We start from the raw sequence: 21,402 nt of genomic DNA, 5'->3' as shown, positions 1-21,402 counted from the left end.
ACTTAGACAAAAGTCGGGACCCTTGTTGCGCCGGAATCCTGCCCACTATTGATGCAGTTTCCAAACTAAAGTCCAATAACAGAGAAGAACAGCGCGATGCTCCACATCACAATGGAGATGATCGCGGTCCAGCTCGCGAACAGCAAATAGGTCTCGCGCATGACCGTCGAAATCGTCCTTTGAGCGAAGGCCTGGGGCGGACGTTTCTCCTTCGGAAGATAGAGCCACATCTCGGTCCGGCGGTGGTCCTTCGTTCGGGCTTCACGGGCCTTCAGAACGAGGACAAGTGTCATGGCCATGCTCAGAAACCCTCCCGCCTGAAAGGCAGAACGCGGCAGGAAGGACAGGCCGATCATGACGCAGAAAATGGCCAGCGACGCGAACCCGCATGCGCGCAGCACCGTTTCATAGGCAATACGGCGCATCTCTTCCATGATCCGCCACGCTCCGTCGCCAGCAAGCACCTGACGCTCAGCGTAGCGCCAAGGTCCCTCGCTCTCAACCTCAGGACTGTTCGGCTAGAGGCCGATCTTGAGAAAATTGCCGGCGGCGGGCAGCGCTAGTAGCGCTGTTCCGGCAAGCCAGATCCAGAGCGAGACATTGTTCGATTCCGGTGCGCGGGTGGCCCGTTCGTAAACTGCCGCCGGAATCCCGCCGAGGATGACGGTTGCGGTGGAAACCATCAGCGACGCGAACATCAGCGTCAATGACAGGCTGCCAAACAGCAGGGGGCCGATGAGCGGCTGAACGTACAGCAATGCGAAAATCAGCGCGAGCTGATTGAATATCCCGTTGATCATTCCGAAGAACGCAATTCCGATGAAATAGAAATTGCGGTTCATGGCGCGGCTCCGCCGAACCTGGGTGCGAGATTCAACACCAGTAACGTGTAGTGAAACAGCACGCGCAGCCAGAACATCCAGACGAAGCCGAACAGCCACAGCACGGGGGGAGGGGTAATCTTCGGGGTTACGATCGCGAGGACGGCGATCACGGGATCGGTAATCCGGCAAAAGAATCGCCAGATATAGTTCGGCGAATCCGCGTCAACCATCAGGCCGAGCAGGAGCCGGCCAAGCATCGTGTACATCAGCGCCGCCAGCATGAAATTCGGCAGGTGGAAATACCAATAGCTGGCGAATGAAGTTGCCGTATCCACAGTCCGATGCTCCCGCAGTGCTTCAGCAATCGACGAACCGAGATGTGTCACGGCACCACGATCGTGGTCAACAATGGCAAGTGGCGACTTTCCCGGCAAGCGATGTCGTGGCTTCAACGAAAACAAAACGGGGCCCTGATGGCCCCGTTTTGCCGATATCAGTTGTTGCGCTCTTAAGTGGTCCTCTCTTCGAGCACCGTCCTGCCACGCGGTTTGCGGATATCGTCCACGTAGGCCTGCATTTCCTTCGACGGCTCCTTGCCGAGCAGGCTGACGACGTAGATGACCGCGAAGCCGAGCGGCGTTCCCAGCAATCCGCAAGCGATATTGTTGAGGTCGAACCATCCGACCTTGTTCGCCATCGGGTGGGCCAGTGTCGGGAAACTCTCCATGGCATTGGGTAATGCCATGGCTTTCGCGATGTCGACCAGCGGAAGTCCGGTCAGTGGGTTGGTCAGCGAAGTCATGCCGAAATACGCCACGCCGGCGCCCGGGAAGTAGCGGGTGGTCACGAGATAGAACAGGCATAGTCCAAAGCCGGCAATGATGCCGCAGATTGCTCCCGTCGCCGTCGTGCGTTTCCACCAGACGCCCATCACGAGCGCCGGGAAGTTGCCCGCCATCGCCAGTGAGAACGCCCAGCCGACCATGGCCAGGATATCTGCCGGCTTGGTAGCTGCCGTCGCGGCCGCAATCACGGCGACGACGACCAGCAGGGCGCGCGCCACGGTGAGCCGGCGCATGGTTGGTGCGTTGGGGTCGATCATCTTGTAGTAGACGTCGTGCGACAACGCGTTGGCGATGGCGAGCAGCAGCCCGTCAGCGGTGGACAACGCGGCGGCAAGGCCGCCCGCCGCCACCAGACCCGAGATCACATAGGGAAGTCCCGCGATCTCCGGGGTGGAGAGCACGATCACGTCGGTGTTGATCACGAAGTCCTGCAGTCTGACCACGCCGGGATGACCGGCAATGGCCTTGCAGGCTGCAACGATGGCGTCGATATTGGCCGCGTTCTTGCCGCAGATCTGGATCAGCCCGAGTTCACCCCAGTTGAACAACCATGGGCGGATGGACGTCAGGTCCCGCCCGATGATGTTGGTGTAAACTTCCAGCTTCGAGAACGCCGCGTAGGCCGGCGCCGAGAAGTACAGCAGGAAGATGAACAGCAGCGACCATGCCACCGACTGGCGTGCCTCACGTACCGACGGGGTGGTGAAGTAGCGCATCAGGATATGCGGCAGCGAAGCCGTTCCGACCATCATGCACATGATGATCGCGAAGAAGTTCAGCGGACTGTAGTTGATGAAAGGCTGAATATGCGGCTTGAGGTTTGCCACCGTCGCAAGGCCGGTCGCCAGCATCTGCTGCTCCCGCGCCGTGATCTCCGCGATTGCCTGCCCATAGGTGAGCTCCGGAAACGGAATTCCGTATTTCTTGGTAGACAGGATCACGATGGGGGTCAGATAAGCGATGATCAGCACGACGTATTGCGCGATCTGCGTCCAGGTCACCGCCCGCATGCCGCCCAGCATAGCGCAGAGCAGAATGCCGACCAGGCCCGCAAACACCGCGATCTCGAAATTCATCCCGAGGAATCGCGAGGCAATGAGACCGGTGCCGTAGATCTGTGCCGTCACATAGGTGAAGGAGCAGCACACCAGCACGATCACGCCGAGCGCGCGCGCGAAGTTTCCGCCGTACCGGAACGACAGGAAGTCGGGCACCGTATAGGCGCCGAACTTGCGTAGATATGGCCCGATCAGGATCGATACCAGCACGAACCCGCCGGTCCATCCGAGCACCCATGCGAGGCCGTCGTAACCCAGCAGGAACAGGGTGCCGGCCATGCCGACGAATGACGCCGCCGACATCCAGTCGGCGCCTGTCGCCATTCCGTTGTAGAAAGCCGGGACGCGCCGTCCGGCCACGTAATACTCCGAGACTTCGGCGGTTCGCGTCATCACGCCGATGATGGCGTAGACCGCGAGCGTGAAGAACACGAACAGGTAGCCCAGGATCTTATTCGGAACACCCATCTGCTCCATAACCGCGAGCAGCAGGATGAATGCGATGAAGCCGCCGGTATAGGTGCCGTACATCTTGCCCAGATTCTTGATGAAGTCCGAGCTTTTGGCAGAAGCTTCTGTGGCCATGGTCTCTTCCTCCCTCAATCTTCCTCGGCAAAGCCGAACTCGCGGTCAATCTTGTCCTGCTGTTTCGCGAACACGAACAGCATGACAACGAACACGATGAGCGAGCCCTGCGCGGCCATATAGAAACCGAGCGGGAAGTTGAGGATCGGAATGGTGATCTTGTTGAGCGGGACCACGAACATGTGGATGACGAAGCCGAAGAAGAACCAGACCCCGAGATGCGTGAACATCAGACGCGAGGTCTTCGCCCAGTGCGCTTCTTCTCTCTCTTTCATGCTTGCAGAGTCAGGCATCGTTGCAAATCCTCCCCAAAGCACCGGCGCATCAATGCACCGGATAAATGATCGAGGGGAATGCAAATCCCTTCAGTGCGGCGCCCCCCTTGCCGCTTATTCAACCGGTCTTGTGCCAGTTTGGAGTCGTCTGACGCTAACACTACGACCGGTCAGGTCTTCATTATACTTTCGGCGGGTGTGAAATTGTTGCAACTGCTAACAGCGATGCGCTGAGAACATTGGACTTGTCGTGAACCAGATGGGGTAAGCTGACGAAGCAGCCTGGGCCGATCGGGCTGGATGAGACCGCGATGAAGCTGTTCGAAAAACTGTTTCGCCCCCGTCCGCCGATTCGCGACCCGGACGCGCTTGCGGAATTCATCGATGCGCAATCGGCTTTCATCGTACAAAAGGGCATCTACGAATACTCGCGCGCCCGTGCAGGTCACTACGCCAAGGTGTTATTCGCCGAAGAGGGATTTGCGCAATCCGTCGAGCGCGCGCGCTGGAAAGCCTTTCCGCTGGGTCTTGCGATGGTGGGCGAAATGATCGAGGGGGTGCTGGCTGCTCAGGCTGGGACCCAGCGCCGGGCCATCCTCGACCAATTGACGCTTGTGGTTCTTTCGGTTTTTGACCGCTATCCGGTTCCTCCGTCGATCGGCGAAGAAGCCTGGCTCGAAGCGCGGCGCGAACTCGCGCATCGTCTCGATCTGGTCGGCGGCTATGCGCCGAAGCGCGTGATGGACATTCCCGAACCGCTGGCGGAAAGCTATTTCTCGATGATGCCGATCCACGAAAAGCTGCGCGGACGGGATTTCCAGACGACGCGCAATTACCTCCGTGTCAGCCTTTGCAACATCCATGACGAATTGATTGCGCGGATGGACAGGGCCGCCCTGGAACGGGCACTGATCGTGGGGGCCGCGGCATAGGCCGACCAGGTGCCGTCGCAAACGTCGATGACCTGACCCGCGATCTCCTGTTCCGCGTTTGATGTGCGCCCGAGCCGGAAGCCTTGTTGCGATGCACAAATTGGAAGATTAACCGCTTTGCGGCGTGCCGGTATTGCGCGCTTGCATGAAGCCGCCGGGCAGGGGACAATTGCAAAACCGCTTGGCAGGCCTACAGAAAACGGTCGCCAGCTTGCCGCAACGCTTTTCGCAAGAAGTAAATGACTGCCGCTACCAGCACCCATCTCGTCATCGCCGACGACCATCCGCTGTTCCGCGACGCCCTGCGGCAAGCGGTCGCGAGTGTCGTCAGCTCAGCCGTGATCAGCGAGGCGGGCTCGTTCGACGATCTCACGGCGCTGCTGGAACGGGACTCCGACGTCGATCTGATCCTGCTCGATCTGACCATGCCGGGGATCTCGGGCTTCTCCGGCCTGATTTATCTGCGCGCGCAATATCCGGCGATTCCGGTCGTGATTGTTTCCGCCAGCGACGATGGCGCCACCATCCGGCGGTCGCTCGATTTCGGCGCCTCCGGCTTCATTCCCAAGCGCTTCGGGGTCGAGACGCTGCGCGACGCCATCATGAAGGTGATGGAGGGCGACGTCTGGGTTCCGCAGGACATCGATCTGACTGCCGCCGTCGATCCGGACATGACCCGGCTGCGCGACCGGCTGGTGACGCTGACCCCGCAGCAGGTGAGGGTGCTGATGATGCTGTCGGAGGGGCTGCTCAACAAGCAGATCGCCTATGAACTCGGCGTCTCGGAAGCGACCATCAAGGCGCATGTCTCGGCGATCCTGCAGAAGCTCGGCGTCGAAAGCCGCACCCAGGCCGTGATCGCAGCCGCGAAAATCTCCGGCGGCCAGTGGCGCCAGGGTACGCCGACGGCGTAACGGCAAAGACATCCGAATGCCGCCAGGACCGGGGAAAGCGCTGCTGTTCGACATCGACGGCACGCTGGCCGACACCGATGCGCTTCATCTGGAAGCGTTCAATCAGATCCTCGGCCCCCGCGGTCACACCTTCGACCACGCGCGCTTCAGCAAGGAGCTCCAGGGCTTCTCCAACGCCTCGATCAGCGCGCGGTTTCTCGCCGAGGAACCACCGACGCGCCAGACGGCGATCATCGGCGAGAAGGAGGCAACCTTCCGCAAGCTCGTTGCCGGGAAAGTCCAGCCATTGCCCGGCCTGATGGCGCTGCTTGCGCGCGCGGATCGCGCCGGCATCCCGATGGTCGCGGTGACCAACGCGCCTCGGCTGAATGCCGAGATGCTGCTCTCCGGATTGGGGATCATGGACCGGTTCAAGGCGCTCGTCATCGGCGATGAACTTGCCCACGGCAAACCACATCCGATGCCGTATCTGGAAGGTCTGCGCGCGGCGGGCGCTTCAGCCGCCCTGTCGATCGCATTCGAGGATTCCCGCTCCGGCATTCAATCCGCCGCGGCCGCAGGTATTGCGACGATCGGGATAAGAACGAGCCTTGCTCATGCGGACATGGTCGCGGCAGGCGCCGTCACGACGGCCGCGAACTTCGACGATCCGGAATTGGCTCGGATGGTCGGGGCGACGATGAATTGGTGATGGTGGTAGCGGATTGTGATGGGTGGAGCGCAGCAATACCCATCCTACAATCTCGTCTAGGACGGGCCGGTAACAGAGCGCTTCCTGAAGATAGCGACAAGGGCAAAGCCCCAACAAACCAGCCAGACTGCCAGGACCGCAAGCCAACCCTCCACGACGACGCCGCTTCTCGTTAATCCCTGCACGTTGCCGACCAGTAGCAACAGCGGCAGCAACAGAATCCCAAATGCCATCGAGCACCAATTCCAAGGGGCCCGGCCCCGCCAGAACGCCAGCCCGGCCGGTAGCATCACCAGAAGGACCACGAAGAGCAGCCTGGGTAAGCCCCAAAACTCCAAGTACATGTCTCGCGACTACTCCGCCGCGACCAGTTGCTGGGCGCGCCACTGGCCGAGCAGCGCCCGCAGCGATGCCGGTTTGACCGGCTTGTTCAGCACCGCGATATTTTCCTCGCGCGCGGCCGCCCGCACATTCGGACTGCGGTCCGCCGTGATCAGGATGGCCGGCGTGTTCTCGCCGAAACGGCGGCGGATCTCGCGGATCGCGGCGACGCCGTTGCCGCGATCGAGGTGATAGTCGACCAGAAGGCCGGTGACGCTTCCGCCTGACGTCTCGATCGCGGCGATCGCAGCCTCGGGGTCGGCTACCGCGATCACCTCGGCGTCCCATGCCGTGAGCAGCGTCTTCATGCCATCGAGGATCGCCGGATCGTTTTCGATGCAGACGATCAAGGCGCCGCTCATCGGCGTCTTCGAGAGCGGCGTCGCGCTGGTGACCGCGGCGGTATAGTTGACCGCCTTGGCGACCGGCACCGTCACCGAGAACACCGAGCCGCCGCCGGCATTGGCTGATAGCGCGATGCCGTGGTTCAGCACGCGCGCCAGCCGCTCGACGATCGAGAGCCCGAGACCGAGCCCGCGCGCGATCCGCGCGCCCTGTTCGAGACGGTGGAACTCCTTGAAGATCTCGCCGCGCTTCTGCACGGGAATCCCGACGCCGGTATCATAGATGCCGATCTGCAGGGTTTGCCCGCGGCGGCGGCAGCCGACCAGCACGCGGCCGCGCGGGGTGTATTTGATGGCGTTAGAGATGAAGTTCTGCAGCAGCCGGCGCAGCAGCGCGCGGTCGGATTCGACCGGCAGCGAGCACGGCACGAAGCTCAGCTTCAGCCCCTTGGCGCGGGCGATTGGGGCGAATTCGATTTCCAGCGACCGCATCAGGTCGGCCATCTTGAAGCTGGTGATCGAGGTGGTCATCGCGCCGGCGTCGAGCCGCGAGATGTCCAGCAGCGCGCCGAGGATTTCCTCGATCGCCTCCAGCGAGTCGTCGATGTTCTCGACCAGGCGCGAATCCTCGCCGCCGCTCTGGCGCTCGACCAGGCTCGTGACATAAAGCCGCGCCGCGTTCAGCGGCTGCAGGATGTCGTGGCTGGCGGCCGCGAGAAACCGCGTCTTCGAGATGTTGGCGTCCTCAGCGGTGCTCTTGGCCAGCGCCAGTTCGGAATTCAGCCGGGTGAGTTCCTCGGTGCGGTCCCGCACCCGCTTTTCCAGCGTCGCATTGGCGCGCTCCAGCGCTTCCGCCGCCTCGAAGCTCGGCGTGACGTCCGAGAAGGTGATCACGAGCCCGCCGCCCGGCATCCGGTTGGAGCGGACCTCGATCACCATGTGCCGGTCGGGCAGGCGTTCCAGATAGGGCTCGCCCTCGGTGGTGTAGGCTTTCAGCCGCAGCGCCAGCAGGGCGTCGCTGTTGCCGGAGCCGGGCGGGCTGACGGCGTCCATGAATTCGAGGATTTCCTGCAAGGGAATCCCGAGCTGGACCAGATGCGGCGGCAGCGCCAGGATTTCGCCAAACTGCGCGTTCGAACAGATCAGCTGCAGATCGGCGTCGAATACCGCAATTCCCTGGCGCACATGGTTCAGCGCGGTCTGCAGGATCTCGCGGTTGAAATGCAGCGCGGCGTGTGAATCGTCGAGCAGTTTCAGCGCCGCCTTGGCGGAGACGGTGCGCTTGCGCAGCAGCAGCGACATCACAAGGCGCGAGGAGGCCGCGCCGATCGAGGACGCGATCAGGCGCTCGGCATGCTGCAGCAGTTCGAAATCGGCGGGCGCGGCCGGATCGAGATGACCGGGATGGCCGGCGGTAAAGGTCTCGAACGCCTGGCGGGCGCGGTCGGGGCCGAGATATTGCGCGACCGTGCTCTGGATATCCTGCACCGTGACCGTGGTGCGCCAGCGCCGGAAGGTCGGTGTAATTGGCGTCAGCGTGCTCGGCACGAACAGGTCGGCCTGCAACCGTTCGATCGACGACGGCTGGCGCGCCAGCGACATCACGACATAGGTCAGGATGTTGAGCCCGAGCGACCACAGCACGCCATGCATCAGCGGCGGCAGATCAGCGCCGAACAGCGCCCGCGGACGAAGCGCCTCGATGCCGAATGGCCCGTGCTGCAGGAATTGCAGCCCCGCCGTGGTGGTTTCGAGGAAGCTCGGCACGAACAGCGTGTAGATCCACACGGCGACGCCGGCCAGCATGCCGCCCATGGCGCCGCGCGCGGTGCCCTGCCGCCAGAACAGGCCGCCGAAGAACGCCGGCGCGAGCTGGGCGAGGGCGGCGAACGACAGCAGCCCGATCGCGGCCAGTTGGGTGCTGCCGAGCGCGCGGTAGTAGAAATAGGCCATCACCATGATGGCGAAGATCGCAAAGCGCCGCACCTTGAGCAGGAAGTCGCCGAAATCCTGCCGGCCCGGGCGCGCCCGCGGGCTCCGCTGCAACACCAGCGGCAACACGATGTCGTTCGAAACCATGATCGAAAGTGCCACGCATTCCACGATCACCATCGCGGTCGCGGCCGACAGGCCGCCGACAAAGACGATGATGCTGAGCAAGGGAGCGTTTCCCTCGATCGGCAGCGCCAGCACGTACATGTCGCTGTCGACGGCGCCGAACGGGAAGGTGACGAGGCCGGCGATGGCGATCGGGATCACGAACAGATTGATGGCGACCAGGTAGAGCGGAAACAGCCAGCGTGCACGATTGACCTCGTCGATGCTGGAATTCTCGACCACGCTGACGTGAAACTGTCGTGGCAACAGCATGATCGCGCAGAACGACAGCAGCGTCATGGTCAGGAAATTGCCGATCGAAGGCGTGTAGTTGATCGCGCGCATTGCTTCCGGTGTCTTCATTGCGCGTTCGATCAGTTCGACCGGCGAGAACATCCAGAAGGTGACGAAGAGGCCGGCGGCGAGAAACGCCACCAGCTTGACGATGGACTCGGTGGCGACCGCCAGCATCAACCCGTGCTGGTGCTCGGTGGCGTCGGTCTGGCGGGTGCCGAACAGCACGGCGAAAACGGCCATCGCCAGCGTCACCACCAGCGCGATGTCGCCGATCAGCGGAATCGAGGAGAACAGCTTGTCCTCGCTCAGGATCGTTTCCAGCGACGACGACATCGCCTTGAGCTGCAGCGCGATATAGGGGACCGATCCGACAATCGCGATGACCGCCACGGTCGCGGCGACCGCCTGGCTCTTGCCGTAACGGGCGGCGATAAAGTCGGCGATCGAGGTGATGTTCTGCGATTTGGCCAGCTGGATCACGCGGCGCAGCAGCGGCGTGCACAGTCCGATCATCAGGATCGGGCCGACATAGATCGCGAGGAAATCGACGCTGGTGCGGCTGGCGAAGCCGACCGAGCCGAAGAAGGTCCAGGAGGTGCAGTAGATCGCCAGCGACAGCGGATAGATCATCATGCTGGCGCGGCCGCGTTGGCTCGGCGACAGGCGGTCGCCATAGCTGGCGACGAAGAACAGCAGTCCGATATACGCGAATGCGGCGGCGATCACGCCCCAGTCGTGCAGCATTGCTGCCTGTCTCCCTTCCCGGCCTCTGTTCGGCCGCGCCGGACCGGAACTGACAGTATAAACGCATTGAGCCGGCAGCGCATCGCGCTACCGGCCCGATTTCCGGGAGTTCGTAGTAGGGTTACTCTACTCGGCCGCCAGCGATTTCTGCTTCAGCGGCAGGCCGAGGCGCTCCCAGACCTGCAGCAGCGCTTCGGCCAGGTGATCGATCAGGCCGTCATCATGGTAGGGCGAGGGCGTGATCCGGAGGCGCTCGGTTCCCTTGGCGACGGTCGGATAGTTGATCGGCTGGATGTAGATGCCGTGCTCTTCGAGCAGGATGTCGGAGGCCTTCTTGCAGTTCTCGGGGTCGCCGACGAACAGCGGCACGATGTGGGTCTCGCTCGACATCACGGGCAGGCCCGCGGCGTTCAGGATCGCCTTGACGCGGGCGGCGCGGTCCTGGTGGCGTTCGCGCTCCCAGTTCGAGGTTTTCAGGTGGCGGATCGCGGCCGTCGCGGCCGAGCAGATCGCCGGCGGCAGCGCGGTGGTGAAGATGAAGCCCGCCGCATAGGAGCGCACGCAGTCGATGATCTCAGCCTTGCCGGCGATATAGCCGCCGAGGCAGCCAAACGCCTTGGCGAGGGTTCCTTCCAGCACGTCAATGCGGTGCATGACGCCGTCGCGCTCGGCAATGCCGCCGCCGCGCGGACCATACATGCCGACGGCGTGTACTTCATCGACATAGGTCATGGCGCCGTATTTCTCGGCGAGATCGCAGATTTTTGCGAGCGGGGCAACGTCGCCGTCCATCGAATAGAGGCTCTCGCAGGCGATCAGCTTAGGCCGGTCGCCGGCAGCGATCAGCAGTTCTTCCAGATGCGAGACATCGTTGTGGCGGAAGATTTGACGCTCGCAGCGCGACTCGCGAACGCCTTCGATCATCGAATTGTGGTTGAGGGCGTCCGACAGGATCAGGACGTTGGGAATCAGCTTGGCGATGGTCGAGATGCCGGTCTGGTTCGAGACGTAGCCCGAGGTGAACAGCAGTGACGCTTCCTTGCCGTGCAGGTCGGCCAGTTCGGCCTCGAGCTGCACCAGCGGGTGATGGGTGCCGGCGATGTTGCGGGTGCCGCCGGCGCCGGTGCCGACACGGGTCGCGGTCTCGACCATGGCGCCGACCACTTTCGGGTGCTGGCCCATGCCGAGATAGTCGTTGGAGCACCAGATCACGACGTTGCGCTGGCCCTTCGGCGAGTGCCAGACCGCATGCGGGAAGCGGCCCGCGATCCGCTCGAGGTCGGCGAAAACCCGGTAGCGCCGCTCGTCATGCAGGCGGTTGAGGGCGGCGGAGAAGAATTTGCTGTAATCCATCACAAGACCTGACGAAAACCTGGAACCAACCGGCCGGAGCGGCGTGGGCTCTTTTTAGAGCTTTTCCAGGTTTGGTGTCTATGTGAAATCCCACATTTTAGCGGGCCTCCGGGATCAACCCGAGGCAAGGCAAATCTTGATCTCGATCAACGCGCTAGCTGCGATTTACGGTCCCGGTATTTTGGCGGTGCGGGTGAAACCATAAGCGGCCAAAGAGCGCCGCCGACCCGCTTACGAGTCAAGTTCCCTGATGGCGCGATTGGCCGCGATCAAGGCGTCGTCTTCGGACTTGCTGTCCTCGGCTGTCACAAAGCCCCGGATCGCCGCGCCCCGTGTGATCGTCGGCGGCTGGACGATCGGCGTCATATTGGCCCGCCAAAGCCCGGGCTGCCGCTGAAAGGTAATGATTCGATAGTCCGACACTTTGGCCATTGTCGTCCTTCTTCGTCTGACGTGGCTCAGCAGCCGCGACAGATGTTGTTCAGTTTGGACGTGGTGCGGGCGTTCTCCGCGAGGAAGGGATCCTTGTACTCGGGCCGTGAGTCGCTCTCGATCGCCCTGGGTTTTTCCCTGAATTTTTCGCTGGATATTTCCTTGGGCGTTGCGATTTTCGGAGGCTGCGCCGCGTCGTAGCAGGCGAGCCGTGCGCTGTGGCTTTCGACCGCACGGCATTCCGGGCTTGCAGCGAACGCGTTCTGTGCGAAGGCGCACAGCGCCAGGGCGGCAACAATTATTTTCATCTATTTTCCTTTGCGGGCGTAATTGCCCGGGACAAAAGTTACATTTCGGAAGGTCACATCAGAAAAGTCACATCGACGAATAGCGAACCGCGCTCTTCAGCGCGCCGTCGATCTCGTCAGCCAGTTCGGCCTCTCCGATCTCTTGAAGTGCTGTTGCCATATTCGATGCCTGCACCGCGCTCATCGAAAGCGGCTCGCTCGTCTCATAGCTGAACTTGATGCGCCAAATTCCGCCAGGGTTGCGATGCGGCTCGATCAGCAGCGCCGGAAGATCAGGCAGTCCGTTCTCAAAAAGCAGCGCCGCGCGCGTCAGCATGACGGCGTCAAATCAATGCCGCCGCTGCGCAAGGCTTCAATGTGGAAGTTCGTCTGGCACGACAGCCGGGATAGCATGGCGCGACCGTGCGCTCTTTTAGGCTCAATAGCTATGGATTAGTTGGGCGAGTCAGGTGGTCCGGAAGTACAGCACGCCGTCGGTGACTTCAGAGGTCAGGCGGCCCTCGACCAGCATGTAGTTGACGTGGGCGATCAGCTCGCCGGCGGCAAACCCCATCTGGTGGGCGTCCAGCACGTGCTTGTGGAACACCACCGGCACAAGTTCCTTCGAGGTCTGCGGCACGGTCCGGCAGGCTTCGGCGATCAGGCGGCAGCGGTCCTCGTGATGATCGGCCAGCTGCTTGATCCGGGTCTTGAGGCCGTAGAACGGCACGCCGTGGCCGGGCAGCACCATCACGTCATAGGGCAGCGTGGTGGTCAGGCTCGCCAGCGAGGCCAGATATTCCCCGAGCGAATTCTGGTTGGGTTCGACCGCCCAGACGCTGACATTGGGCGAGATCTTGCTCAGCACCTGGTCGGCGGAAAGGAATAATTTGTCGGCGGCGCAATACAGCATCACCTGGTCGAGCGCGTGGCCGCCGCCGGTGATGACCTTGAAACGCCGCGTGCCGATCGAGATTTCGTCGCCATGGGCGATGCGCCGGTAGGACGGCGGCAGGATCGACACCTGCTTCAGATAATCCTGGCCGCGGCTCAGCAAGGTGTCGGTCAGGCTCTCGTCCATGCCATGGCGGCGGAAGAACAGCCGCTGAGCGTTGCGGCGCTCCTCGGTGCCGCGGTTCTGGTGATAGACCGACTGCAGATATTCGACCTGCGACATCTGCAGCGGGCAGTCGAAGCGCTCGGTGACCCAGCCTGCCAGACCGACGTGATCGGGATGCGAATGGGTCACGATCAGGCGGGAGATTTTCACGTGCCGGAGCGGGCCCTCGAACAGCGTGGTCCAGGCTTCGATGGTTTCCTCATTGCCGAACCCGGAATCGATCATCGCCCAGCCCTCGCCGTCGGCGAGCAGGTAGATGTTCACGTGATTGAGCCGGAACGGCAGCTTCAGCCGGACCCACAACACGCCCGGCACTACCTCGACGACCTGATCCTGGCCGGGGTGATTTTCCCAGGGGTATCGCAGGGCCTCGGCGGAGGACTGAACGGGGTCGGTTTTCGAGTGCATCCCACCGACTTACCCGCACAATTGGTGCGGCGCTAGCCGAAAAAACGGGTGCTGGTTTGGCCAAAACACATGGACGGCCGATTGGTCGTCATTCCAGGGCTATGCGAAGCATAGAACCCGGAATCTCGAGATTCCCCGGGGGCGCAATTGCGCACCTGAGGTTCTATGCTTCGCATAGCCCCGGAATGACGAACAAGGATCACGCCGCCCGGATATTCCCCAAAAACGCGTCGATTTCCGCCCGCAGCACGTCGGCTTCGCGGCGGAGCGCGCCGGAGGCGGTCAAGACTTCGCTGGCGGCGGAGCCGGCTTCGGTCGAGGCGCTGGAGACGCCGACGATGTTGCTGGAAACCTCGCTGGTGCCGCCGGCGGCATGCGAAATGTTGCGCGCGATCTCGCGCGTCGCCGCGCCCTGCTCCTCGACCGCGGCCGCGATCGCTGTCGTGACGTCGTTGATCTCGCCGATCGTGGTCGAGATGCTGCGGATCGCTGACACCGCCGACGTCGTCACCGTCTGCATGCTGACGATCTGCTGACGGATCTCGTCGGTGGCCTTCGCGGTCTGGGTGGCGAGGCTCTTCACCTCGGAGGCGACCACGGCGAATCCGCGGCCGGCTTCACCGGCGCGCGCGGCTTCGATGGTGGCGTTCAACGCCAGCAAATTGGTCTGCGAGGCGATGGTCTGGATCAAATCGACCACCACGCTGATGCGGGCGGCGTTGTCGGCCAGCCCCTGCATGGTGGCGTCGGTGGCGCCGGCTTCCTCGACCGCCTTGCGGGCGATCTCCGCCGAGGTGACGACCTGGCGGCCGATTTCCTCGATCGAAGACGACAGTTCCTCGGTGCCGGACGACACGGTCTGCACGTTGACCGAGGTCTCCTCGGCGGCGGAGGCGACCGCGCTCACCAGCGCGCTGGACTGATCGGCGGTCGCCGACATGCTCTGCGCGGTGGTCTGCATCGAGCCGGCCGCTTCCTGCAAACTATCCAGCGCCGTACGCACCGTGGTTTCGAACTCGACGATGCGGGATTCCATGCGGGTGGCGCGCTCGGCCTTGGCGATGCGATCCTTGTCCTGGTCGGCGGTGAGCGCCCGGCTCTGGATCATGCTTTCCCGGAACACGTGCAGCGAATTGGCCATCGCCGCGATCTCGTCCTTCTGGCTCGACTGATAGATTTCCGATTCGAGGTCGGCGCTGGAGAGCAGCTGCATCGAACGCTGCAGATTGCCGATGCGGCGCAGAATGTTACGGCCGACATAGAGCCAGACGAACAGCACCGATCCGATCAGGGTCGCCGCACCGAGTGCGAGCATGACCGTGGTCGCCAGCGAAATCTCCTTGCCCGCCTGCCGGGTCGAGGCGTCGGTTTCACCGCGTACCCCGTCCACCAGTTGCTGCACGCTGATGCCGAGACCGACATTGAGCTTGCGGGTTTCTTCCAAAATGGTCTGGCCGTAGTCCGTGGCGTCCAGTTCCTTCTGGCGGACCTTGAAGACGCCGGTCTTGCCTTCGCCGAGCGCCAGCAGGGCTTTCGAGGCGTTGCTCAGTGCCGTCGTCAGGGAACCTTTGGGAAGCTGGTCGAGGTTCGATTTCACGCGCTGCTGCGCAATGCGGGTCTGCTTCTCGATGGTTTCGAGCGTGTCGCTGCTCTCGGATGAAAGCGCGGCCATCATGTTGAATGCGGTCAGATTGCCGGCGGCGATGATGTCGCTGATCTGCTCGACCGTTTTCTCCGCCTTGGTGGCTTCGTCCTGGTTGAAGCTGGCGGCGCCGAAGATGCTGCTGAGCTGGGTCTGGGCGTCGACCATCGCGGGCGCGGCGGCCTTGACGAACGCGGCCTGGGCCGCGCGCAGTGCTTCATACAGTTTTTCGTGCTGGGCGCCGGTTTCCAGCCGTTCGCGTGCCGCGCCGCCGAGACTCTTGATCATGTCCTCGATGTTTTTCACCGTCTCGGTGAGGGCTGCGACGGTATCCTTGTTGGCGCCGAGCTTGGTGACCTCGGCGAGCCTTTGCAGGGTGATGCGCTGGGTCTCCTGCATTTTTTTGGAGCGTTCGTTCAGCATCTCCTCGCTGCGGGAGGCGAGCAGCCCCGGCCCCTGGCTGGCAAGGCTGGCGCTCTCCGCCGACAATTGCAGGCTGGCCGCGAGGCGGGGGATGTCCCGTCCGCTCAGGTCGACCATGGCCCCGCCGAGATGTCCGAGCACCAGGCCGGCGCCGGCGCTGATCACGATCGCCATGCCGGCGATGACGGCGAAGGCGGCAAACAGGCTGCCTCTGACGCCGAATTTCGGAAAGCTGAATCCCTTGAGCCTGATCTTGCCGATGCTGAATCGTAACGCCATTTGCCGCCGCCCCGTCCCGCTATCCCTGGATGATTCCCCGCGCGGCAGTATCGTGGTACCCGGTTAACAAGTCGGGAAAATGCGGATGCTTTTCGCGATTTGAGCGCTGGCCCGCCATCGAACAATGTTTGAAAATCGCAAGCCCGCTTCGCTGGAAAACGCCATGGCGCAAACAACATGCCGCAAACAAAAAGGCCGGCGTTCAAGCCGGCCTTTTCGCGCCTCCCTGTAGAAGCGATTAGTAGCGCCCGCCTGCGAAGTTGAAGCGATAATTGACGCCAACCTTCAACGTATGCTCGTCGTTATGGAAGGTGCCAAAGGGGACCAGCGCGACCGGGGTCACGAAGCGGGTGGTGCCGAAGTCGTAGTACATGTATTCGGCCTTGGCCGACCAGTTCGGGGCAAACATGTACTCGACGCCGGCGCCGACGGTGTAGCCATTGCTGTGATTCTTATCGAGCGTGAACGCGACCGGCACGCCGGCAAAGGTCAGGGTGTCGCGATTGTTCGAATAGGCGTAGCCGCCTTTGACATAGAGCATGCCCGGGCCCCAGGTGTAGCCGACGCGGGCGGTGATCGAAGCGATCGCGCGCTGATCATTGTTGTAGACGAAGCCGTTCGGGAACACCGAACTGAGGTTGTTCTGGCCGAGCCAGCTGTACTGGCCCTCGGCGCCGATGACCCAGTTCGGCGCGAACTGATAATCGGCACCGGCCTGCACGCCGCCGAGCAGGCGGGCGCTGTAGTCGCTGAGCACCAGGCCGTTGAAAGTGTTGCTGCTCGAGAAGGCGCCGCCGATATGGGCGCCGAGATAGAAGCCGGTCCAGTTGTAGAGCGGCGCGGCATAGGCCGGCGCCTTGTTGTAGTACGGCCGTGCGCCCATGTCGGCGCCGAGCGCAGGCGACGTCGCGCCGAGGGCCGCAAGAGCGACGATAGCGAGCAGGAACTTCTTCATGGTCGTGAGTCTCCGGAAAATCGTTGGGAGGCGCCACATCCCGGGCGCCGTCCATGGCGTGCAGTTAGACAGCTTTTGAATAAAATGCTGTCACTTGCCGGGCACACCGATCGAATACCCAACCCATTGGAGAACAAACGTTTTTTGTGCTTAACGAAGCCCTATTTTCTGTGCTTAACAGCGTCCTAATGCAAGCTTAAGGAAGCCTTAAAATCGGGTCCCTCCGGCGTGCGGCGCGAAAGCTTTGCTTCACGCAATGCGCCGCCGCACGTCGCCGCGCATCTGCTCGCGGAACGCCTGCCGCCGTGCCGGCCGTTCCTTTTCGGCGACGTCATGGCGGTCGAACACGTTGAACATTTCCAGGATCGGATAGCGGTCGCTGGCCATCGCCAGGATGCGCAGCAGTTCGGCGACGGGGCCACTCGGGCCCGTGACTTCCCATTTCCGAATCGTGGTGGCGCCGTCTTCAGGCGGCAACCCGCAGAGCTTGGCCATGTCGGCCACGCCGAGGGGTTGGCCGATCGCCTCAGCGAGGTCTTCGCGCAGTTTCTTCAGTTCCGGACCGGTCACGGGTTCTCCGTTTTAATGCGGGCTTCTGTGAAGTACGTCACACACCGGGACCGGAGTGCAAGCTATACGCAGCGCAATCAGTTCCTCGAGGAGGAGGCAGTCATGCGCAGCTTGATCGAAAGCCTTACCCCCGACAGCCGCCGGATCTACTGGCGCTGGGTCGGTGGCATCTTCGGCCTTTATGTCGTCTTGATGGTCGGCGCCGCCAGCATGTTCATCAGCCACGAATCATCGCGGAACGTGCGGCATGAACCCGCCGTGACTGTGGCAATTAAAGGTGATCTCGCGCCGTCACACGAGACTTCGATGCCCCAGCCGCAGCTGGTGCGCTATCACTAAGCCGCTTCAGGCGCCGATCGCGTTGCGCGTCACCACGTCGCGATAAAACGACGCACTGAGCTTCGGCGTCCGGCGCTGGGTTTCAAAATCGACGTGGATGAGCCCGAAGCGCTTTTCGTAGCCGTAGATCCATTCGAAATTGTCCATCAGGGTCCACAGGAAATAGCCGCGGACCGGCACGCCCTCGGCCACGGCGCGCTGCAGCTGCCGCAAATAATTGCGCAGGTACATGATGCGGTCGAGGTCGTAGATCTTGCCGTCGGCATGCACCTTGTCCTCCGACGAGGTGCCGTTCTCGGTGATGTAGATCGTCTTGAGGTTCCAGACCTTGGCCGCGAGCCGCGGCGCCCAATAGATCGTTTCGGGACCGATACGCAGCCAGTCGGCGCTCATGTGCGGAAACGAGGCGGGAAACGGCAATACCGACCAGCCCGGCTTCTTGTCTGACGCTGCGATGTAGAATTGCGGCGCGTAGATGTTGAGGCCGACGAAATCGTTGGGCGAGCCGATGATCTTCAATTCCTCGGCGGTGAATTTCGGCGCGTCCTTGCCGGCATATTCGAGGAAGCCGTCGGTGTATTTGCCCTCGAGCATCACGCCGAGCAGGCCCGAGTTCAGTTCGCGGGTCGCGATCTCGGCGGCGCGGACGTTTTCGGGCGTGTCGAAGGCCGGCACGCAGGTCGCGATGTTCTCGGCCGGGCCGACCTTGGTGCCGGCGCGCCCGCGGGCGCGGATCGCCTGCACCGCAAGGCCGTGACCCAATACGACGTTATGCCGTGCCTGGTTCAATTCCGCATTCGGCAGTTTGAGGCCGGGCGCGTCGATGCCCCATCCGTAGCCGAAATTCAGGAAACGTCCGGCTTCGTTCAGCGTGAAGATGTATTTGACGCGGTCGGTCAAACGCTCGGCGACATAGCCGGCGTAATCGGCGAACGCTTTCGAGGTGTCGGTGGACTGCCAGCCGCCGACGCGGTCCTGCAAGGCCTGCGGCAAGTCCCAATGATACAGCGTCGCGTAGGGTTCGATGCCTTTGGCGAGCAGTTCGTCGAGCAGGCGGTTATAGAAATCGAGGCCCTTGGGATTGGGTTTGCCGGTGCCTTCCGGAAACACCCGCGGCCACGCGATCGAGAAGCGGTAGTGCTTGACGCCGAGATCGCGCATCAGGCCGACGTCTTCCTTGTAGCGATGATAATGTTCGTTGGCGCGGTCCCCGGTGGTCTTGTCCTCGATCTTGCCCGGGGTGTGGGCGAAGGTGTCCCAGATCGAGCGGCCGCGGCCATCCTCGTTGACCGCGCCCTCGATCTGATAGGCCGACGTCGCGGTGCCCCAGCGAAAGTCTTTCGGGAAACGGGCAGGGGCGTGCGGGTCGGCGGCCGTTTTTTGTTTTGGCGCCGCATTCGCCGATGTCGCCGTCAGACCGAGCGCGGAGAGGCCCGCCAGCTTGGCAAATTGCCGGCGCGAGAATTTCCCGGACATCACGTTCTCCGTCAGCTTCGGTGCTGCCGGCTTGCGCGTCCCGGCCGGTTGCAATGATCAGTATGTATCAATTTGATAGACCGAGATCCGGTCGATTTCGAATTCCACGACATTGGGAGACAGGCCGTCGACGAATCCGACGCCCTCCATCGTCTTCGAGCCCATCGCAAGGTTGACGATCATGTACATCGGAGCGTCGAAGCCGACCGGGACCTTGATCTCCGACACCGGCTGGCGGTCGATGAAATAGATGATGCGATCGCGCTGCCACAGCACACCGTAATTGTGGAATTCGTTCCGCGTATCGGCCACCATGAAGTCGAACCCGCAACGTTCGACCCTTCCGGTGGCCGGAATCCGCCAATGCGTGGTCATCACGATGTTGTCGTGCTGCTGTCCGCGGCCCTCCATGATGTCGATTTCCGGCGGCCAGCCGCCGTCATCGGCGAGCATCCAGAACGCCGGCCACACGCCGACCCCGGCCGGGATCTTGGAGCGCATTTCGAAATAGCCGTACTTCTGCGTGAACTTGCTCTGCGTGGTCAGGATGCCCGAGATGTATTCATTGTTGAACAGCAGGGACCGCAAGTCGGGCGGCGTCCGGCTGGCGATGATCGAGAGTATGCCATTGCGGACCCGGAACGGATCGAGCCCGAGCGGCACCGTGCCCCGCCCGCCATACACTGAATCCACGTAGATCTGCTGTTCGCCATTATAGCTGGTCTTGCGCTTGAAATCGGAGCCTTCGCCGCCCCAGTAGCGCGACTGCGGCCAGGCGGCGCCGCCGGCGTAGTGCGGCACCCATCGTGCCTCGACCAGCGGATGCACGTCGAAATCGTCGTGGAAGGTCCGATGCAGCGACACCGGCACCAGCGGATCATCAGCTTCGATCTTGCGGCACTGATCGCCGAGCGCGCGGGTCGGCACCTGCAAGGTGAGCTCGGGCAGCGCCAGCGTGGGATCGCTTTGCGCGGAAGCCGGCATGGCCGTGAAAAGACAGAAGATCAATGCGAGAGCGTGCGGTCTCAACCTCGTGATCCCCAGGGTCCGCGCATGCGAATCCCGGGGTTCGCGCATGCGCTGAAGTCGACGGGCGAAAGACATAGCAGATCGCGGAATCGAAAAGGATGCGGCTATTTGATCGTCGCGTTCACCGTAATGACCGACGTGCCGGCCGCCGTCGGCCCCTTGCCCGTTGCCTTGATCACGAAAGTGTCGCTCCCCTTGTATTTCGCCTTCGCCCTGTATTCGTAAGTGGATGCGTCAATCTTCTTCAACTTGCCGCGTGCCGGCTTCTGCGAAATTTCAGAGCTGGTCACCGTGCCGCGTATCTTGATCGGAAACACGCAGCTTTCCCCGGCCGCGATGTCAATGTCGCCGGTCGAGTTCTCGCCCCAGTTCGCCAGTGTCGTCGATGCTGAACAGTCGGAAGCGGCCGGCGCCGAAGATGCCGGCGCCACGCTCGTGGCTGCAACGATCAGCGCCAGGGCGGCGGCTTTGGATAGGCGCATGGTGGACTTCCTCGCTTTCATGCAAACCCGTTCAAGGTTTCCCAAATGAGGGCTATCATAATCCGGAATGGGACGCGCGCGTGGCGTGTGGAGCAGCCGGGCGATGCCGAATTGAAGGGCATCGGATAAGCGGTCGCTCGAAAGCTGATCGAGATGGCAGCCGAGACGGAATGGAGGGAAAGTGCGCGCAGATCTTTGAGCGCGCGGCGATGTCTCGTTTGAGGCGAGAGACAATGCCAGAAATGGTGCTGCCAGACAGGATTGAACTGTCGACCTCTCCATTACCAATGGAGTGCTCTACCACTGAGCTACGGCAGCGTGCCCGGTAATTAGGAATCGGCCAAAAGGCCCCTGCAGGCGGCCGGTTCTTGCCACAAGGACCCCTCCGGCGCAAGCACGCGGCGGGCCCCGAAAGGGCCCAAAACGGGCAAAAATTGGCATGGTCGCCGGCTCATGGCTTCAAACCGGGCCAACTCGGGCCGATCGGTTCCATTTCGCCGGCCCACCCCGGACGCCAGCGCCGCCGAATCATTGTGGCGCGTCCGGCAAGGAGGCGATTGCGCGGCGGGTGGGCGAAACCCAATATGTTCGGAGAGAAGATTAAAGTGCCGCGACGGCAC

Annotated in this window: 21 protein-coding genes and 1 tRNA gene; 4 read left to right on the top strand and 18 right to left on the bottom strand. The window is 62.4% G+C overall.

What is annotated here, in order from left to right; all coding sequences use genetic code 11:
* Positions 1 to 65: 65 nt before the first annotated feature.
* The 5 genes from JQ641_RS21020 to JQ641_RS21000 form a co-directional block, all read right to left on the bottom strand.
* On the bottom strand, positions 66 to 434 hold the full coding sequence (locus JQ641_RS21020) for a hypothetical protein (RefSeq protein ID WP_211997866.1): 369 nt from the start codon (positions 432 to 434) through the stop codon (positions 66 to 68).
* An 84-nt stretch (positions 435 to 518) separates the two neighbouring features.
* On the bottom strand, positions 519 to 842 hold the full coding sequence (locus JQ641_RS21015) for a hypothetical protein (protein ID WP_211997865.1): 324 nt from the start codon (positions 840 to 842) through the stop codon (positions 519 to 521).
* Positions 839 to 1,159, bottom strand: coding sequence for a hypothetical protein (locus JQ641_RS21010; RefSeq protein WP_211997864.1), 321 nt, complete (start codon positions 1,157 to 1,159; stop codon positions 839 to 841). The genes JQ641_RS21015 and JQ641_RS21010 overlap by 4 nt, the downstream gene beginning before the upstream one ends.
* A 173-nt stretch (positions 1,160 to 1,332) precedes the next feature.
* Positions 1,333 to 3,312 carry a sodium:solute symporter family protein gene (locus JQ641_RS21005; RefSeq protein ID WP_211997863.1) on the bottom strand — a complete coding sequence of 660 codons (1,980 nt, stop codon included), beginning with the start codon at positions 3,310 to 3,312 and terminating at the stop codon, positions 1,333 to 1,335.
* Between the two features lie 14 nt (positions 3,313 to 3,326).
* Positions 3,327 to 3,605 (bottom strand): DUF4212 domain-containing protein, encoded by a 279-nt coding sequence (locus JQ641_RS21000; RefSeq protein WP_249150580.1) that lies wholly within the window; start codon positions 3,603 to 3,605, stop codon positions 3,327 to 3,329.
* Between the two features lie 293 nt (positions 3,606 to 3,898).
* Here JQ641_RS21000 and JQ641_RS20995 point away from each other — a divergent pair, with 293 nt between their 5' ends.
* The 3 genes from JQ641_RS20995 to JQ641_RS20985 all read left to right on the top strand — a co-directional run bounded on the left by JQ641_RS20995 (position 3,899) and on the right by JQ641_RS20985 (position 6,124).
* A complete protein-coding gene (locus JQ641_RS20995; protein WP_211997862.1) occupies positions 3,899 to 4,519 on the top strand; it encodes a hypothetical protein in 621 nt (206 codons plus the stop codon).
* Between the two features lie 239 nt (positions 4,520 to 4,758).
* Positions 4,759 to 5,433, top strand: coding sequence for a response regulator (locus JQ641_RS20990; protein WP_211997861.1), 675 nt, complete (start codon positions 4,759 to 4,761; stop codon positions 5,431 to 5,433).
* Between the two features lie 16 nt (positions 5,434 to 5,449).
* Complete coding sequence (locus JQ641_RS20985; RefSeq protein WP_211997860.1) at positions 5,450 to 6,124, top strand: HAD family hydrolase; 675 nt, start codon at positions 5,450 to 5,452, stop codon at positions 6,122 to 6,124.
* A 353-nt stretch (positions 6,125 to 6,477) separates the two neighbouring features.
* On the opposite strand, the gene JQ641_RS20980 is transcribed toward JQ641_RS20985, so the two are convergent.
* The 9 genes from JQ641_RS20980 to JQ641_RS20940 form a co-directional block, all read right to left on the bottom strand.
* Positions 6,478 to 9,987, bottom strand: coding sequence for a PAS domain-containing hybrid sensor histidine kinase/response regulator (locus tag JQ641_RS20980; protein WP_211997859.1), 3,510 nt, complete (start codon positions 9,985 to 9,987; stop codon positions 6,478 to 6,480).
* Positions 9,988 to 10,113: 126 nt separating this feature from the next.
* On the bottom strand, positions 10,114 to 11,340 hold the full coding sequence (gene hemA, locus JQ641_RS20975) for a 5-aminolevulinate synthase (RefSeq protein WP_211997858.1): 1,227 nt from the start codon (positions 11,338 to 11,340) through the stop codon (positions 10,114 to 10,116).
* 231 nt (positions 11,341 to 11,571) lie between these two features.
* Positions 11,572 to 11,772, bottom strand: coding sequence for a hypothetical protein (locus JQ641_RS20970; RefSeq protein ID WP_192735352.1), 201 nt, complete (start codon positions 11,770 to 11,772; stop codon positions 11,572 to 11,574).
* Positions 11,773 to 11,798: 26 nt separating this feature from the next.
* A complete protein-coding gene (locus JQ641_RS20965; RefSeq protein WP_211997857.1) occupies positions 11,799 to 12,080 on the bottom strand; it encodes a hypothetical protein in 282 nt (93 codons plus the stop codon).
* 67 nt (positions 12,081 to 12,147) lie between these two features.
* Positions 12,148 to 12,396 carry a hypothetical protein gene (locus JQ641_RS20960; protein ID WP_211997856.1) on the bottom strand — a complete coding sequence of 83 codons (249 nt, stop codon included), beginning with the start codon at positions 12,394 to 12,396 and terminating at the stop codon, positions 12,148 to 12,150.
* A gap of 129 nt (positions 12,397 to 12,525) precedes the next feature.
* Positions 12,526 to 13,587: an MBL fold metallo-hydrolase gene (locus JQ641_RS20955; RefSeq protein ID WP_211997855.1), complete on the bottom strand. Its 1,062-nt coding sequence runs from the start codon at positions 13,585 to 13,587 to the stop codon at positions 12,526 to 12,528.
* Between the two features lie 199 nt (positions 13,588 to 13,786).
* Positions 13,787 to 15,931 (bottom strand): methyl-accepting chemotaxis protein, encoded by a 2,145-nt coding sequence (locus JQ641_RS20950; protein WP_211997854.1) that lies wholly within the window; start codon positions 15,929 to 15,931, stop codon positions 13,787 to 13,789.
* 238 nt (positions 15,932 to 16,169) lie between these two features.
* Positions 16,170 to 16,886 (bottom strand): outer membrane protein, encoded by a 717-nt coding sequence (locus JQ641_RS20945; protein ID WP_211997853.1) that lies wholly within the window; start codon positions 16,884 to 16,886, stop codon positions 16,170 to 16,172.
* A 249-nt stretch (positions 16,887 to 17,135) separates the two neighbouring features.
* Positions 17,136 to 17,456 carry a helix-turn-helix domain-containing protein gene (locus JQ641_RS20940; RefSeq protein ID WP_211997852.1) on the bottom strand — a complete coding sequence of 107 codons (321 nt, stop codon included), beginning with the start codon at positions 17,454 to 17,456 and terminating at the stop codon, positions 17,136 to 17,138.
* Positions 17,457 to 17,558: 102 nt separating this feature from the next.
* Here JQ641_RS20940 and JQ641_RS20935 point away from each other — a divergent pair, with 102 nt between their 5' ends.
* Positions 17,559 to 17,795, top strand: coding sequence for a hypothetical protein (locus JQ641_RS20935; RefSeq protein ID WP_211997851.1), 237 nt, complete (start codon positions 17,559 to 17,561; stop codon positions 17,793 to 17,795).
* 6 nt (positions 17,796 to 17,801) lie between these two features.
* Here JQ641_RS20935 and JQ641_RS20930 read toward each other — a convergent pair whose 3' ends face one another.
* The 4 genes from JQ641_RS20930 to JQ641_RS20915 all read right to left on the bottom strand — a co-directional run bounded on the left by JQ641_RS20930 (position 17,802) and on the right by JQ641_RS20915 (position 21,100).
* The gene (locus JQ641_RS20930; protein ID WP_211997850.1) at positions 17,802 to 19,271 is read right to left on the bottom strand and encodes a GH1 family beta-glucosidase; all 1,470 of its coding nucleotides are present in this window, start codon (positions 19,269 to 19,271) and stop codon (positions 17,802 to 17,804) included.
* Between the two features lie 57 nt (positions 19,272 to 19,328).
* Positions 19,329 to 20,300: a glycoside hydrolase family 16 protein gene (locus JQ641_RS20925; RefSeq protein WP_502754978.1), complete on the bottom strand. Its 972-nt coding sequence runs from the start codon at positions 20,298 to 20,300 to the stop codon at positions 19,329 to 19,331.
* A gap of 104 nt (positions 20,301 to 20,404) precedes the next feature.
* Complete coding sequence (locus JQ641_RS20920; RefSeq protein ID WP_211997849.1) at positions 20,405 to 20,782, bottom strand: hypothetical protein; 378 nt, start codon at positions 20,780 to 20,782, stop codon at positions 20,405 to 20,407.
* Between the two features lie 243 nt (positions 20,783 to 21,025).
* Positions 21,026 to 21,100: transfer RNA gene (locus JQ641_RS20915), tRNA-Thr, on the bottom strand.
* Positions 21,101 to 21,402: the final 302 nt, after the last annotated feature.

This window comes from Bradyrhizobium sp. JYMT SZCCT0180 (assembly GCF_018130165.1).
GTDB lineage: Bacteria > Pseudomonadota > Alphaproteobacteria > Rhizobiales > Xanthobacteraceae > Bradyrhizobium.
The sequence above is the reverse complement of the archived record's forward strand: the minus strand, read 5'-3'. Positions and strand labels throughout refer to the sequence as shown.

Excerpts from the sequence above, each read along its gene's own strand:
- JQ641_RS21020 (WP_211997866.1), bottom strand. The coding sequence starts at position 434 with ATGGAAGAGATGCGCCGTATTGCCTATGAAACGGTGCTGCGCGCATGC.
- JQ641_RS21015 (WP_211997865.1), bottom strand. The coding sequence starts at position 842 with ATGAACCGCAATTTCTATTTCATCGGAATTGCGTTCTTCGGAATGATC.
- JQ641_RS21005 (WP_211997863.1), bottom strand. The coding sequence starts at position 3,312 with ATGGCCACAGAAGCTTCTGCCAAAAGCTCGGACTTCATCAAGAATCTG.
- JQ641_RS21000 (WP_249150580.1), bottom strand. The coding sequence starts at position 3,605 with ATGCCTGACTCTGCAAGCATGAAAGAGAGAGAAGAAGCGCACTGGGCG.
- JQ641_RS20995 (WP_211997862.1), top strand. The coding sequence starts at position 3,899 with ATGAAGCTGTTCGAAAAACTGTTTCGCCCCCGTCCGCCGATTCGCGAC.
- JQ641_RS20990 (WP_211997861.1), top strand. The coding sequence starts at position 4,759 with ATGACTGCCGCTACCAGCACCCATCTCGTCATCGCCGACGACCATCCG.
- JQ641_RS20985 (WP_211997860.1), top strand. The coding sequence starts at position 5,450 with ATGCCGCCAGGACCGGGGAAAGCGCTGCTGTTCGACATCGACGGCACG.
- JQ641_RS20980 (WP_211997859.1), bottom strand. The coding sequence starts at position 9,987 with ATGCTGCACGACTGGGGCGTGATCGCCGCCGCATTCGCGTATATCGGA.
- hemA (WP_211997858.1), bottom strand. The coding sequence starts at position 11,340 with ATGGATTACAGCAAATTCTTCTCCGCCGCCCTCAACCGCCTGCATGAC.
- JQ641_RS20970 (WP_192735352.1), bottom strand. The coding sequence starts at position 11,772 with ATGGCCAAAGTGTCGGACTATCGAATCATTACCTTTCAGCGGCAGCCC.
- JQ641_RS20965 (WP_211997857.1), bottom strand. The coding sequence starts at position 12,080 with ATGAAAATAATTGTTGCCGCCCTGGCGCTGTGCGCCTTCGCACAGAAC.
- JQ641_RS20960 (WP_211997856.1), bottom strand. The coding sequence starts at position 12,396 with ATGCTGACGCGCGCGGCGCTGCTTTTTGAGAACGGACTGCCTGATCTT.
- JQ641_RS20955 (WP_211997855.1), bottom strand. The coding sequence starts at position 13,587 with ATGCACTCGAAAACCGACCCCGTTCAGTCCTCCGCCGAGGCCCTGCGA.
- JQ641_RS20950 (WP_211997854.1), bottom strand. The coding sequence starts at position 15,931 with ATGGCGTTACGATTCAGCATCGGCAAGATCAGGCTCAAGGGATTCAGC.
- JQ641_RS20945 (WP_211997853.1), bottom strand. The coding sequence starts at position 16,886 with ATGAAGAAGTTCCTGCTCGCTATCGTCGCTCTTGCGGCCCTCGGCGCG.
- JQ641_RS20935 (WP_211997851.1), top strand. The coding sequence starts at position 17,559 with ATGCGCAGCTTGATCGAAAGCCTTACCCCCGACAGCCGCCGGATCTAC.
- JQ641_RS20930 (WP_211997850.1), bottom strand. The coding sequence starts at position 19,271 with ATGTCCGGGAAATTCTCGCGCCGGCAATTTGCCAAGCTGGCGGGCCTC.
- JQ641_RS20920 (WP_211997849.1), bottom strand. The coding sequence starts at position 20,782 with ATGCGCCTATCCAAAGCCGCCGCCCTGGCGCTGATCGTTGCAGCCACG.